This window comes from Isoptericola jiangsuensis (genome assembly GCF_002563715.1).
Classification (GTDB): Bacteria; Actinomycetota; Actinomycetes; order Actinomycetales; family Cellulomonadaceae; genus Isoptericola; species Isoptericola jiangsuensis.
The window spans coordinates 499246-513264 of the sequence record NZ_PDJJ01000001.1 but is presented as its reverse complement, the minus strand read 5'-3'; the positions used below and the strand labels follow the sequence as shown (position 1 = coordinate 513264).

Sequence of the window (14019 nt, the reverse complement as noted above, 5' to 3'; positions counted from 1 at the left end):
GTCGCAAGCATCCGACTCCTCCTCAGCGGTCGATCAGTGCGTCACTCGGCGCCGGCGAGCTTGCCGAGGATGACGCCGGAGGACGGGCCCTGCCAGGCCGGCGGGAAGACGTAGAGGTCCTCCTCGGTCGGGAAGCCCGTGTAGTCGGTCTGGTTGTAGAACGTCTGCGACGCGTTGACCAGCAGCGGGATGTACGGCAGGTCGTTGACGATGTTCTCCTGCACCGTGGCGTACGCCGCGGCCTTGGCGGCCTCGTCGTTCGTGGCGGCGGCGGCCTTCACCGCGTCGTCGACCTCGGTGTTGGCGTAGCGGGAGAAGTTCCAGTCGCCCGGCTCGAGCGGGGTGCCGACCGGCGTCGTGTAGTCCGTGGTGAACCAGTCGCGGTAGATCTGGTACGGGTCGGCGATGGAGGTGCCGACGACGCCACCCATGATGAGCTCGAACTCGCCGGCGGTGCGGGAGTCGGCGAACTCGTTCCAGGAGACCGTCGAGGCGACGACCTTGAGGCCGGCGGCGGCGGCCTGCTCCTCGATGAGCTTCGCGGCGTTGTTGTAGTCGGTCCAGCCGTCGACGGAGGTCAGCGTCAGCTCGATGGCCTTGCCGTCCTTGCCGTAGAAGCCGTCGTCACCCTTGGTGTAGCCCGCGGCCTCGAGGATCTCGCCGGCCTTGGCGGCGTCGGCGGTCTGCTCGATCGCGGCCGGCATGCCGTCCGCGATCCACTTGTCGTCACGGCCCAGCAGCGCGAAGGTCGGGGAGATCTCCTTGGCGAGACCCACGAACGCCTTCTCGTTGATGGAACCGCGGTCGATGGCGGCGGACAGCGCCTGGCGGACGGCGACGTCGGTCTGCTCGCCCTGGCAGCCCTGGTCCGCGTTGGAGCAGGTGTAGAGAACGGTCGGGTCGACCGGCGTGTTGATGTAGCCGAGGCCGGCCGACTCGAGGCGGTCGGGCTCGGGCACGAACATCGTGGCCCAGTCGATCTGGCCCGTGGCCAGCAGGTCCTCCGCCGACTGGTTGGCGTCGATGCCCAGGTAGCGCAGGTTCTTCACGGCCGGCTCGCCGCCCCAGTAGTCGGGGTTCGCGACGGCGGTGTACGAGGCGTCCGAGGTGGTCTCGACCAGGTACGGGCCGGTGCCGACCGGCGCCTCGGCGTTGGTCCACGCGACCAGGCCGGTGAGGCCGGCCTCGGAGTCCTCGGCGTCCTCGTGCTGGCTGAAGACGTGCTGCGGGACCATGTAGGTCGAGCCGAGGATCGCGAACTCGTTCGCGTACTGCGGCTCGTCGAAGCTCACGACGACCGTCTTCGCGTCGGAGGCGACGGCGTCGGTGAGGTAGACCGGCTTGGCGGTCTCGTTGGTGAGCGAGTAGACGACGTCGTCGGCGTCGAACGCCTCGCCGTCGTTCCACGTCACGCCCTCGCGGAGCGTGATGGTGAGCTCGGTGCCGTCCTCGTTCCACTCGAACGACTCGGCCAGCATCGGCTCGGGCGCGGTGTCCGCGACCTTGTTGTACGAGAACAGGGTCTCGTAGATGCCGCCGTTGGCGAGGTGCAGGACGCCCACCGCGTACGGGTTGAAGTTCGCGGTGATCGGGGTCTGGGAGCCGGCCCAGATGTTGAGGACACGGTCCGTGCTCGCGCCGGCGGTCGTCCCCTCGCTGGTCTCGGCCTCGGGGGTCTCGTCGGTGCCGCCGGAGCAGGCGGCCGCGAGGAGGGTCACGCTCGCGGCGAGCGCGGTGGCGGCCAGCAGGCGCTGCCGCCGAGTACGTCCGTGCATGGTGTTCCTTCCTGTGGCGCTGCAGCGCGCCGGCTGGACGGCGCGTCGTCGCGCCGGGGTGGGTACCGCTCGGTTGAAAGGAGAGTTAACAAACAAACTCGCGGCCGCGCCACCCCCTGCATCGTTATAAAGCAGGAGTGTTATCAAACCGTGTTCTGGGTCACACGGGCCTCCGCCCGAGGTCAGGGCAGCGTGAAACGCACCCGGCGGTCCGGCACCGACGCCTCCGCCAGGGTCACCCGCACCCGCTGCCCCAACGGCAGCTCCGCACCCTCCACCCGCGCCCGCACCGCCGGCTCCCGCAGCAGCACCTCACCCCGCCGCACCCCCTCGGCGTCCGGCTCCCCCGCCTCCACCACCACCGCGTCGAACACCCGGCCCACCCGGTGCGCGAGCAGCGCCGCCTCCACGATGTCCACGCACGCGCGCTCGAACGCCGACGCCCGCCCCGCCGCCGACCGCATCGTCGCCGGCAGCCCCGGCAGCGCCTCCAGCACCCAGTCCGGCACCTCCCGGCCCGCCGACAGCGCCAGGCACACCTCCAGGCCGTACCGGTCGACCAGCCGCCGCAGCGGCGCCGTCACGTGCGCGTACTCCGCCCCCACCGCCGCGTGCCGCGCGTCGTCCGGCAGCACCGACCGGGGACCGCCCCCCGGCGCCCGCACCCCGAACGTCGTGTAGTCCGCGCCCCGGAACAGCGACACCGCCTCCGCGAGGAACGCCGCGTGCGACGCCCGCCGCGACTCGATCCGCGGCAGCAGCTCCGCATAGGGCATGTCGTCGGGCCACTCGATGCCGAGAGCGTCCGCGCACCGCCGGAGCCTCGCGACGTCGTCCGCCCCCGCCGGCGGCAGGGTCCGCAGCACACCCACGCCGCCCTCCCGCATGAGGCCGGCCGCGGCGATGCCCGTCAGCAGGGAGATCTGCGCGTTCCACTCCTCCACGGGCAGGGTCCGGCGCAGCTCCAGACCGAACGAGCCGTCCGCGCGGCGCACGATCTCCTGCTCCGGCACCGGCAGGGACACCCCGCCCCGGGCCAGCTCGCACGACTGGCGCAGGCGCCCCACGTCGGCCAGGTGCACCAACGGGTCGGGCGCGGTGCCCGAGTCCAGCGCCGTCTGCGCCTCGCCGTAAGTCAGCCGCGCCCGCGAGCGCACCACCGCGCGCGTCACCATCGCGCTCGAGATCTCGCCCGACGAGTCCAGCGCGATCGTCCACAGCACCGCGGGGCGGTCCTCGCCGGGGAGCAGGCTCGCCGCCCCCTCCGACAGCACCACCGGGTGCAGCGGGGTCCTGGCGTCCGGCCCGTAGAACGTCACCCCGCGCCGGTGCACCTCCGTGTCCAGGGCACCGCCCGGCGACACGAACGCCGCGGTGTCCGCGATGGCGTACCGCACCACGTAGCCGTGCCCGGACGACGCGACGTGCACCGCCTGGTCCAGGTCCTTCGACCCGGGCGGGTCGATCGTGACGAACTCGACGTCACGACGGTCCTGGCGGAAGTCCTTCAGGTCCCCGCGCGCCGCCCGCTCGGCCTCGGCCCGGGCGTCCGCCGGGTAGAGGGCCGGCAGGCCCACCTCGGCCCGCAGGACGGCGAGGGCGTCGGCGACGTCGTCGGGCGCCGTCGGGTCGAGACGCAGGTGTCGGGAGGGCACGCCTCGACCGTAGTTGTGCGGCTCGCGGAGCGCGCGGGGAGCGCCGGGCGGTTTCGACACGGCCGCACAGCGACAAGTATCTTGATGTCAAGCAATCTGGTCGTCCCCTCACGTCGTCCTCAGGAGTACTCCCGCATGACCACCGAGCCCCAGCCCGCTGCCGGCAAGATCATCTACACGTACACCGACGAGGCGCCGCTGCTGGCGACCTACTCGTTCCTCCCGATCGTCCAGGCGTACGCGGCGCAGGCCGGTGTCGACGTCGACACCCGCGACATCTCGCTGGCCGGTCGCATCCTCGCGCAGTTCCCCGAGGCCCTGACCGCCGAGCAGCGCGTCGACGACGCCCTGGCCGAGCTCGGCCGGATGGCCACCACGCCCGAGGCGAACATCATCAAGCTGCCGAACATCTCGGCGTCCGTCCCCCAGCTCAAGGCCGCCGTCGCCGAGCTGCAGTCGCAGGGCTTCGCCGTCCCCGACTACCCCGAGGCCCCCACCACCGACGCCGAGCGCGAGGCCCGCGCCAAGTACGACAAGGTCAAGGGTTCCGCCGTCAACCCCGTGCTGCGCGAGGGCAACTCCGACCGCCGCGCCCCCGGCGCCGTGAAGAACTACGCCAAGGCGCACCCGCACCGCATGGGCGCCTGGTCCGCGGACTCGAGGACCGCCGTGGCGACCATGGGCGAGCACGACTTCTTCGCCAACGAGAAGTCCGTGACGATGCCCGCCGCCGACACGCTCACCATCCGCCTGCGCACCGCCGAGGGCACCACCGTCCTCAAGGACGGCCTGCAGGTCGAGGCCGGCGAGGTCGTCGACGCCACCTTCATGTCGGTCGCCGCGCTGCGCACCTTCCTCGCCGCGCAGATCGAGCGCGCCAAGGCCGAGGGCGTCCTGTTCTCCGCCCACCTGAAGGCCACGATGATGAAGGTCTCCGACCCCATCGTCTTCGGTCACGTCGTCGAGACGTTCCTGCCCGAGGTGTTCGAGCGCTACGGCGCCGACCTCCGGGCCGCCGGCCTGTCCGCGCGCGACGGCCTCGGCGGCATCCTCGCCGGCCTCGGCGCGCTGGAGAACGGCGCCGAGATCCGCGCCGCCATCGAGCAGGGCCTCGCCGACGGCCCCGCGCTGGCCATGGTCGACTCGGACAAGGGCATCACCAACCTGCACGTCCCCTCCGACGTCATCATCGACGCCTCCATGCCCGCCATGATCCGCATCGGCGGTCACATGTGGGGCCCCGACGGCGCCGAGCACGACACCCTCGCCGTCATCCCCGACTCGTCGTACGCCGGCGTCTACCAGGCCGTCATCGACGACTGCAAGGCCAAGGGTGCGCTCGACCCCGCCACCATGGGCTCCGTGCCGAACGTCGGCCTCATGGCGCGGAAGGCCGAGGAGTACGGCTCGCACGACAAGACGTTCGAGATCCCGGCCGACGGCACCGTCGAGGTCGTGGACGCCGCCGGCGAGGTGCTCATCTCGCACGACGTCGCCGCCGGTGACGTGTGGCGCGCCTGCCAGACCAAGGACGCCCCCATCCGCGACTGGGTCGGCCTCGCCGTGCGCCGCGCCCGTGAGTCCGCCACCCCCGCCGTGTTCTGGCTGGACGCCGACCGCGCCCACGACGCGCAGCTCCTGCTCAAGCTCGAGCAGTACCTGCCGGAGCACGACACCGACGGCCTCGACATCTTCGTCATGGCCCCGGCCGAGGCCACCCGCTACTCGCTGGACCGGATCCGCGAGGGCCTCGACACCATCTCCGTCACCGGCAACGTGCTGCGCGACTACAACACCGACCTCTTCCCCATCCTCGAGGTCGGCACGTCCGCGAAGATGCTGTCGATCGTCCCGCTGATGAACGGCGGCGGCCTGTTCGAGACCGGCGCCGGCGGCTCCGCCCCGAAGCACGTCCAGCAGCTCCTCGCCGAGAACTACCTCCGCTGGGACTCGCTCGGCGAGTTCTTCGCGCTCGCCGCGTCGTTCGAGCACCTGGCCCGCGTCGAGGGCAACGCCCGCGCCCAGGTCCTCGCCGACACCCTCGACCGCGCCACGGAGACGTTCCTCAACGAGGACAAGTCCCCGACCCGTCGCGTCGGCGGCATCGACAACCGCGGCTCGCACTACTACCTGGCGCTCTACTGGGCCCAGGAGCTCGCGCAGCAGACCGAGGACGCCGCCCTCGCCGCCGCGTTCGCGCCCCTCGCCGAGAAGCTGGCCGGCTCCGAGGCGACCATCGTCGACGAGCTGCTCGCCGTCCAGGGCAACCCGGCCGACGTCGGCGGCTACTACCGCCCCGACGCCGACCTCGCCGCCGCGGTGATGCGCCCGTCCAAGACGCTGAACGCCGCGATCGACGCGCTCTGACCCGGCGGGCCGTCCCGGCGTCCACGACGTCGGGACGGTCGTCGCACCACCGACGGGGCCGGTCCGCCAGGACCGGCCCCGTCGGCGTTCCCGCGAGCCAGCGCAGGTGTGCGCGAGTCAGCGCAGATCCCACCGACTCAGCCCAGGTGTGCGAGTCAGCGCGGGGGGGTGTTCGGCGGCCGACGGAATCGGCGTCACCAGGACCAGCCGCGCGAGCTGAGCTCGAGCTCCTCGCGCAGGCGCTCCTCCTCGGCGACGTGCTCGTCGGTGCGCAGCGGCTGGTCGACGACGGGCAGCCCCGCGGCACGGCACGCCTCGCGGAGCATCGCGTCGTAGGCGTCCTGGGCGGCCCGCCAGTGGTGGGCGCGGGCGTAGACGTCGGGGTCGTCGACGACGGTGCGGAGCTCGCGCGCGAGCTCGCCCAGCCGGATCTGGATGGCGAGCGTGGCCAGGGGGTCGGGGGGTGCTTGCCGTCGACGACGACGTCGCACGGCGGCCGTGTGGGGGGCGGAGCGCAGCCAGGCGCCGACCGCCAGGCCGGCGACGAAGAGCCCGACGGCGATGAGATAGGCCAGCTGCCACGTCAACGTGCACACCCCCGACCTCATTGTAGTGACCCCCGCCACACGTGCGCACGGCCCCGACGGACCTGACCGGACGAGGACCGCCGGCCCCCGGACGCGCGGGGCTCGGCCCCGCGGGACGCCGCCCGGTCGCACGCCGCCCGGTCGCCCGCCGCCCGGCAAGGCTCGCCTCACACGTCTCAGGGTCGCCTGTCCTTGCTGGCAGGACGCCGGAATGCGGCCTATTCTGGAATGGTTCCAGTGATCGTCGACCGGGTGACACCCGAGAGAGCGAGAGCACGATGAGCACCCCCAGCATCCACCGCAGCACCGACCGCACGCAGGCGTCGGAGCAGCTGACCGGACACCTGCAGCGCGTCCTGGTCGCCCTCGTCGACCTGCACGTCCAGGGCAAGCAGGCCCACTGGAACGTGACCGGCCGCGGGTTCCGCGACCTGCACCTCCAGCTCGACGAGCTCGTCGACGTCGCCCGCGAGCACAGCGACACCGTCGCCGAGCGGCTGCGCGCCCTCCAGGCCGTCCCCGACGGCCGCACCGAGACCGTCGCGACCACCACGGACCTGTCCCCCTACCCGGCGGGCCTCGTCTCCGTCGGCGACACCGTCGACGCCGTCGTCGAGCGCGTCGCGCAGACCGTCGAGGTCGTGCGCACGGTCCACGACGACGTCGACGCCGAGGACCCGACGTCGGCCGACATCCTCCACGAGATCATCGCCGACCTGGAGAAGCAGGCCTGGATGATCACCTCCGAGAACACCGAGGTCTGACGACCTCAGCACCGACGGGCGGTCGGCGCGGCACCTGCGGGTGCCCGTGCCGGCCGCCCGTCGTCGTCCGCGCGCGTCCCGCCGGGGCCGCGCCCTCGTCCCTGCGCTGAGTCGGCGATTCCTGCGCTGACTCGGCGGGACCTGCGCTGACTCGGCGGGGCCTGCGCTGAGTCGCGGGACGAGGACGGCCCGCCCCGGGGTCCGGGACGGGCCGTCGTTCCCACCGCCACCGCAGGGGGCGGCCGGCGGGTGTCAGCCGAACAGCGCGGGCAGCGTGCCCTCGTGGGCCTCGCGGGCGTCGTCGAGCGTGAGGGTGAACGCGTCGATCCCGTAGGCGACCTCGACGGCGTCGCCGCCGGTGGTGCCGAGGGTCAGCACGGGCACGCCGGCGGCCTCGGCGGAGGCGACGAGCGCGGCCTCCTGGGCGGGGTCGACGGCGACGAGCGCGCGGGCGGTGGACTCGCTGAACAGCGCGGCGAACGGGGTGACGCCGTCGCGGCCCACGACCGCGTCGAGGTTCACCGAGACGCCGACGCCGTGGCGCAGCGACGACTCGACGAGGCCCTGGGCGAGGCCGCCCTCGGACAGGTCGTGCGCCGCGGCGATCGCGCCGGAGCGACGGCCCTCGACCAGCACGGAGGCGAGCGCCTTCTCCGCGGCGAGGTCGACGCGCGGCGGGAGGCCGCCGAGGTGGGAGTGGACGACGTCGGCCCAGGCGGAGCCGTCGAGCTCGTCGGCGGTGGCGCCGAGCAGGAGGACGGACAGGCCCTCGGAGCGCCAGCCGGAGGCGAGGGCGGTGCGGACGTCGTCGAGGACGCCGAGCACGCCGACGACGGGCGTCGGGTGGATCGCGGAGTCGATCTGCCCGAGCTCGCCGGTGCCGTTGTACAGGGACACGTTGCCGCCGGTGACGGGCACGCCGAGCTCCTGGCAGGCGTCCGCGAGGCCCTCGATGGCCTCGACGAGCTGCCACATGGAGTCGGGGTGCTCGGGCGAGCCGAAGTTGAGGCAGTCGGTGACGGCCAGCGGGGTCGCACCCGTGGTGGCGACGTTGCGGTAGGCCTCGGCCAGCGCGAGCTGGGCGCCGGTGCGGGGATCGAGCTTGCCGTAGCGGCCGTTCGCGTCGGTGGCGAGCGCGACGCCGCGGCCGGTGGCCTCGTCGACGCGGATCACGCCGCCGTCGTCGGGCTGCGCGAGCGCGGTGTTGCCCTGGACGAACCGGTCGTACTGGTCGGTGACCCACGCCTTGGAGGCGAGGTTCGGGGAGGCGAGGAGCCGCAGCACGGTGGCGCGCAGGTCCTGCGCGGTCTCGGGGCGCTCCAGGCCGAGGCCGGTGACCGAGGCGCGCTGGAGCTCGTCCTGCCAGTCCGGGCGGGCGTAGGGGCGCTCGTAGACGGGGCCCTCGTGCGCGACGGTCTTCGGGTCGACGTCGACGATGCGCTGGCCGTGGTGGTCGATGGTGAGGCGGCCGGAGCCGTTGACCTCGCCGATGACGGACGTCTCGACGTCCCACTTGCCGGTGATGGCGAGGAACTCGTCGAGCTTCTCGGGCCGCACGACGGCCATCATGCGCTCCTGCGACTCCGACATGAGGATCTCGCCGGCGTTGAGCGACGGGTCGCGCAGCAGGACGTCGTCGAGGTCGACGTGCATGCCGCCGTCACCGTTGGACGCGAGCTCGGAGGTGGCGCAGGAGATGCCGGCGGCGCCGAGGTCCTGGATGCCCTCGACGACCTGCGCCGCGTAGAGCTCGAGGCAGCACTCGATGAGCACCTTCTCCATGAACGGGTCGCCGACCTGGACGGAGGGTCGCTTGGCGGGGACGCCGTCCTCGAAGGTCTCGGACGCGAGGATGGACGCGCCGCCGATGCCGTCGCCGCCGGTGCGGGCGCCGAACAGGATGACCTTGTTGCCGGTGCCGGACGCGTTGGCGAGGTGGATGTCCTCGTGGCGCAGCACGCCGACGCACAGGGCGTTGACGAGCGGGTTGCCCTGGTAGGAGCCGTCGAACACGAGCTCGCCGCCGATGTTGGGCAGGCCGAGGGAGTTGCCGTAACCGCCGACGCCGGACACGACGCCGTGCACGACGCGGGCCGTGTCGGGGTGGTCGACGGCGCCGAAGCGGAGCTGGTCCATCACCGCGACAGGGCGGGCGCCCATGGAGATGATGTCGCGGACGATGCCGCCGACGCCGGTCGCGGCACCCTGGTAGGGCTCGACGAACGAGGGGTGGTTGTGGGACTCGACCTTGAAGGTCACGGCCCAGCCGTCGCCGATGTCGACGACGCCCGCGTTCTCGCCGATGCCGACGAGCAGGTGCTCGGTCATCTCGGGGGTGACGCGCTCGCCGAACTTGCGCAGGTGCACCTTGGAGGACTTGTACGAGCAGTGCTCGGACCACATGACGGAGTACATGGCGAGCTCGGCGGCGGTCGGGCGGCGCCCGAGGATGTCCTTGATCCGCTGGTACTCGTCGGGCTTGAGGCCCAGCTCGGCGTACGGCTGGCTCTCGTCCGGGGTCGCGGCGGCGGTCTCGACGGTGTCGAGCGTCGGACGGGGGGAGGCCACGGTCTCGGCGCGGTCTGCGGTCATCTCATCCCTCGGGTCGCACGGGGTGCCGGACCGGGTGACCACCGCGCTCGGGGCGGACGGCGTCCGGCATCGGTCCGGGGCCTGGGTTCGCGCCCTGGCCCGGGTTCCCGGGTCGGCGCGGGTGCCAGTCTACCGGCCCGCGGCGGGGGCCCCGTCGTCGCCGACGACGGCCTCCGCGACGGCGTCGTCCGGCGTGTCCACGGAGGCGGCCATGGCGAGGAGGAAGTCGCGGACGGCGGGGCGGCAGTGCTCGGGGACGGCCCGGGCGGCGGCGAGCATGCGGGCGTGGGCGCCGGCGAGGCGTGCGCGGACCTCGGCGTGGGCGTCGGGGGTGGCGACGACGACGACGGAGCGGCGGTCGCGGGGGTGCGGGAGGCGTTCGAGGTGGCCGGAGCCGGTGAGCCGGTCGAGGACCTTGGTGGTGGACGCGGTGGAGATGCCGAGGTCCTCGGCGAGGTCGCGGGGCGTGACGGAGTCGCCGCGTCGCTCGGCGGCGATGACGTGCCGCAGTGCGCGCAGGTCGGTGAGGTTCATCGCCATCTCCCGGCCGGCACGGCGGCGCATGGCCTCGTCGGAGCGGCGGAAGACCCGGAGCGCCTCGAGGAGGTGCCGCGCGTCGTCGTCGTCCGAGTCGTACCAGTAGGCGGTTCCCCCGGGTGGCTGCTGCACGATCACCATGATACCTAGTTAGTCGAACTAGTTTCTTGCTAGGCTAGATTCTGCCCGATCTAAGGAGTTCCGGTGGACGCCTCCCACGCACCCCCCGACGACGCACCGTGGGTCTCCGCGAGCCCCGCCGTCCCGCCCGGCAAGCGGCTCCGCCCCCGGCTGCTCGTCGGCGCCTACGACACCCTCGCCCCCACGGCGACCGAGCCCGAGCCGCGCAGCGCCGCGCTGGCCGCCGGCGAGGCCGTCGAGTCGCTCCACACCGCGTTCCTCGCGCACGACGACGTCATCGACGACGACCACGTGCGCCGGGGCCACGCGAACGTCGCCGGCCGGTACGCCGCGCACGCCCGCTCGCAGGGCCTGCCCGACGCCGCCGCGCACGGCTACGGCGCCGCGGCCGGTCTGCTCGCCGGGGACCTCGCCCTCGTCGACGCGGTCCGCGGCCTCGCGCTGTGCGGCGCGCGCCCCGCCGTCGTCACCCGCCTCCTCGACCTGCTGGACGAGGCGGTCCGCCTCAGCGCCGACGGCGAGCTCCGCGACCTCTGGTTCAGCCACCTGCCGCCCGCCCTCGACGACGTCGTGCGCACCGCGCGCGGCAAGACCGCCGCCTACTCGTTCGAGCTGCCGCTGCGCCTCGCCGCCGTGCTCGCCGGGCGCGCCGACCTCGACGGCGAGCTGACCGCCCTCGGCCAGGACCTGGGCATCGCCTACCAGCTCCGCGACGACGTCCTCGGCACGTTCGGCGACCCGGAACGCACCGGCAAGCCCGCGACCTCGGACCTGCGCGAGGGCCGCGGGACGGCGCTGGTGGCGTTCGCCCGGACCACCGCCGACTGGCCGCGGATCTCGCCGTGGCTCGGCCGCCAGGACGCCGCGGACGCCGACCTCGAGGCCGTGCGGGCGCTCCTGGACCGTTGCGGCGCCCGCGCCGCCACCGAGGACCTCGCCCACCGCTACGAGCACTCCGCCGTCGAGCGCGCCGCCGCGCTCGGCCTGGACGCCCCCGTGGCGCAGCTGCTCGCGCTGGCCGTGCCGGCCGGCCACGATCAGGGAGAGTGGGCTGCATGACCGCCACCCGACCCACCACCGGTGCCGACCCCCGGGCCGGCGCGTACGACGCGGCCGCCGCCCGCGTGGCGCGCGCCGTCGTCGACGAGTACTCGACCTCCTTCGGCTGGGCGTGCCGCCTCCTCGGCCCGGACGCCCGCGACCACGTGCGTGCCGTCTACGCGCTGGTGCGCGTCGCCGACGAGGTCGTCGACGACGTCGACGCCTCCCTCACCACCGAGGAGCGCACGGCGCTCCTCGACGCCTACGAGCGGGAGACCGCCGCGGCCGTGGCCCGCGGGCACAGCACCGACCTCGTGGTGCACGGCTTCGCCCGGACCGCCCGCCGGTTCGGTATCGACGCGGAGCTGATCGACCCGTTCTTCGCGTCGATGCGCACCGACCTGACGGTGCGCGAGCACGACGCGGAGAGCATGGCCGTGTACGTCCACGGGTCGGCGGAGGTCGTGGGGCTCATGTGCCTGCGCGTGTTCGTGGGCGGTGACGACGACGCCTACGCGCACCTCGCACCGGGGGCGGCCCGGCTGGGCGCCGCGTTCCAGAAGGTCAACTTCCTGCGGGACCTCGCCGACGACCTCGACGACCGCGGCCGCGCCTACTTCCCGGGCGTCCACGGCGACCTCGACGACGCGACCCGTGACGTGCTGCTCGACGACGTCGACGCGGACCTCGCCGCGGCGTCGGCCGCGATCGACGGGCTGCCCCGCTCCAGCCGGCTCGCCGTCCGGGTCGCGCACGACCTGTTCGCCGAGCTGTCCCGCCGGCTGCGGGCGACGCCCGCCGCGGAGCTGCGTCGGCGGCGCGTGCGCGTCCCCGACGCCGTCAAGGCACGCCTGGTCGCCGCGGCGGTGCTGCGCGAGCGGGTCCGGAGGTCGTCGTGAGGGTCGTGGTCGTGGGTGGCGGGATCTCGGGCCTCGCGTCCGCCGCGCTGCTCGCCCGCGAGGGGCACGAGGTCGAGCTGCTGGAGCGGCACGACGCCGTGGGCGGACGCGCCGGCTCGTGGGAGCGCGACGGGTTCCGCTTCGACACGGGCCCGTCGTGGTACCTCATGCCGGAGGTGTTCGACCACTTCTTCGCCCTGATGGGCACCTCCACCGCCGACGTCCTGGACCTGGTCGCCCCGGAGCCCGCCTACCGGGTGTTCTTCGAGGGCCACGACGGCCCGTTCGACGTCGCCCGCTCGCGCGCGGCGAACGTCGCCGCGTTCGAGGCGGTCGAGCCCGGCGCGGGAGCCGCGCTGGAGCGCTACCTGGACTCGTCGGGCGACGCGTACGACATGGCGCTGCGGCACTTCCTCTACACGACGTTCGCGTCCTGGCGGCCCTTCGCGTCCCGGGAGGTCGTGACCGCGCTGCCGCGCCTGGCCCCGCTGCTCGGCCGCTCCCTGGAGGGGTTCGTCGCGTCGCGGTTCGACGACGTGCGGCTGCGCCAGGTGCTCGGCTACCCGGCGGTGTTCCTCGGGTCCTCCCCCGACCGCACCCCGGCCCTCTACCACCTCATGAGCTCCCTCGACCTCGACGGCGGGGTGCGCTACCCACTGGGAGGGTTCGCGCACCTGGTCGACGTGATCGCCCGGCTGGCGGTGCAGGCAGGCGTCACCCTGCGCACCGGCGCCCGGGTCACGGCGATCACGACCGCCGCCGTCGGGGCCCGGCCGGGGGGCGGTGACCGCCCGGGGCCTCCTCCCCCCGGACCGCGGCGCCCCCGCGCCCGGGCCACCGGGGTGCGGTGGACGGACGCCGACGGCGCCGTCCACCGCACGTCGGCCGACGTCGTGGTGACCGCCGCGGACCTGCACCACGTGGAGCAGGACCTGCTGCCGCCGCGGCTGCGCGGCCGGTCGGACCGGTCGTGGAACCACGGCGACCCCGGCCCGGGCGGCGTGATCGCCATGCTGGGGGTGCGCGGCCGCGTGCCCGAGCTGGCGCACCACTCGCTGTTCTTCACGGCCGACTGGGCCGAGAACTTCGGGGCGATCCGGGACGGCCGCGTCCCGCGCCCGGCGTCGGCGTACGTGTGCACGCCGTCGCGGACCGACCCGACGGTCGCACCGGCGGGCGACGAGAACCTGTTCGTCCTCGTGCCCGTCCCCGCGGACCCGTCGATCGGCCGGGGCGGCGTGGACGGCGCCGGCGACCCGGTCGTCGAGCAGGTCGCGGACGCCGCGATCGACCAGGTGGCCCGATGGGCGGGGGTGCCCGACCTCGCCGACCGCGTGGTGGTGCGCCGGACCGTCGGCCCGGGGGACTTCGCGGCCGACCTCGCCTCCTGGTCGGGCAGCCTGCTCGGACCCGCGCACACGCTGCGGCAGAGCGCGATGTTCCGCGGGTCGGTGCGTTCGTCGAAGGTCGCGGGTCTGCTCCACACGGGGGGCACCACGATCCCGGGCGTCGGCCTGCCGATGTGCCTCATCAGCGCCGAGCTCGTGCTGAAGGAGCTCCGCGGCGACACCGGTGCCGCTCCCCTGCCGGAGCCCGCCGCGGCCCCTGTCGCCACGGGTCCCGGCACGGCGAGCGCCGTGCCGGGGGACCGGTGACCTCGC

Annotated in this window: 10 protein-coding genes; 5 read left to right on the top strand and 5 right to left on the bottom strand. The window is 73.9% G+C overall.

Going from position 1 to position 14019, the window contains the following annotated elements; translation table 11 throughout:
* Positions 1–41: 41 nt before the first annotated feature.
* Together ATJ88_RS02365 and ATJ88_RS02360 are read right to left on the bottom strand one after the other, a co-directional pair.
* Positions 42–1775 carry an ABC transporter substrate-binding protein gene (locus ATJ88_RS02365; RefSeq protein ID WP_098462442.1) on the bottom strand — a complete coding sequence of 578 codons (1734 nt, stop codon included), beginning with the start codon at positions 1773–1775 and terminating at the stop codon, positions 42–44.
* A gap of 182 nt (positions 1776–1957) precedes the next feature.
* Entirely contained in the window at positions 1958–3430 is a 1473-nt protein-coding gene (locus ATJ88_RS02360) for an RNB domain-containing ribonuclease (RefSeq protein WP_098462441.1), read from the bottom strand.
* Between the two features lie 135 nt (positions 3431–3565).
* Here ATJ88_RS02360 and ATJ88_RS02355 point away from each other — a divergent pair, with 135 nt between their 5' ends.
* Entirely contained in the window at positions 3566–5797 is a 2232-nt protein-coding gene (locus ATJ88_RS02355) for an NADP-dependent isocitrate dehydrogenase (protein WP_098462440.1), read from the top strand.
* A 194-nt stretch (positions 5798–5991) separates the two neighbouring features.
* On the opposite strand, the gene ATJ88_RS02350 is transcribed toward ATJ88_RS02355, so the two are convergent.
* On the bottom strand, positions 5992–6393 hold the full coding sequence (locus ATJ88_RS02350; protein WP_245852071.1) for a hypothetical protein: 402 nt from the start codon (positions 6391–6393) through the stop codon (positions 5992–5994).
* A gap of 269 nt (positions 6394–6662) precedes the next feature.
* On the opposite strand from ATJ88_RS02350, the gene ATJ88_RS02345 reads away from it, so the two are divergent.
* Entirely contained in the window at positions 6663–7148 is a 486-nt protein-coding gene (locus ATJ88_RS02345) for a Dps family protein (protein WP_098462439.1), read from the top strand.
* A 252-nt stretch (positions 7149–7400) separates the two neighbouring features.
* On the opposite strand, the gene purL is transcribed toward ATJ88_RS02345, so the two are convergent.
* Together purL and ATJ88_RS02335 are read right to left on the bottom strand one after the other, a co-directional pair.
* Positions 7401–9740, bottom strand: coding sequence for a phosphoribosylformylglycinamidine synthase subunit PurL (purL, locus tag ATJ88_RS02340; RefSeq protein ID WP_098462438.1), 2340 nt, complete (start codon positions 9738–9740; stop codon positions 7401–7403).
* 129 nt (positions 9741–9869) lie between these two features.
* Entirely contained in the window at positions 9870–10409 is a 540-nt protein-coding gene (locus ATJ88_RS02335) for a MarR family winged helix-turn-helix transcriptional regulator (RefSeq protein ID WP_245852069.1), read from the bottom strand.
* A gap of 72 nt (positions 10410–10481) precedes the next feature.
* Between ATJ88_RS02335 and ATJ88_RS02330 the strand changes: the two genes are divergently transcribed.
* The 3 genes from ATJ88_RS02330 to crtI are packed head-to-tail and all read left to right on the top strand — an operon-like array spanning position 10482 to position 14013.
* On the top strand, positions 10482–11477 hold the full coding sequence (locus ATJ88_RS02330) for a polyprenyl synthetase family protein (protein ID WP_098462436.1): 996 nt from the start codon (positions 10482–10484) through the stop codon (positions 11475–11477).
* On the top strand, positions 11474–12358 hold the full coding sequence (locus tag ATJ88_RS02325) for a phytoene/squalene synthase family protein (protein WP_098462435.1): 885 nt from the start codon (positions 11474–11476) through the stop codon (positions 12356–12358). The genes ATJ88_RS02330 and ATJ88_RS02325 overlap by 4 nt, the downstream gene beginning before the upstream one ends.
* Before the next feature lie 5 nt (positions 12359–12363).
* Positions 12364–14013 carry a phytoene desaturase family protein gene (crtI, locus tag ATJ88_RS02320; RefSeq protein ID WP_098462434.1) on the top strand — a complete coding sequence of 550 codons (1650 nt, stop codon included), beginning with the start codon at positions 12364–12366 and terminating at the stop codon, positions 14011–14013.
* Positions 14014–14019: the final 6 nt, after the last annotated feature.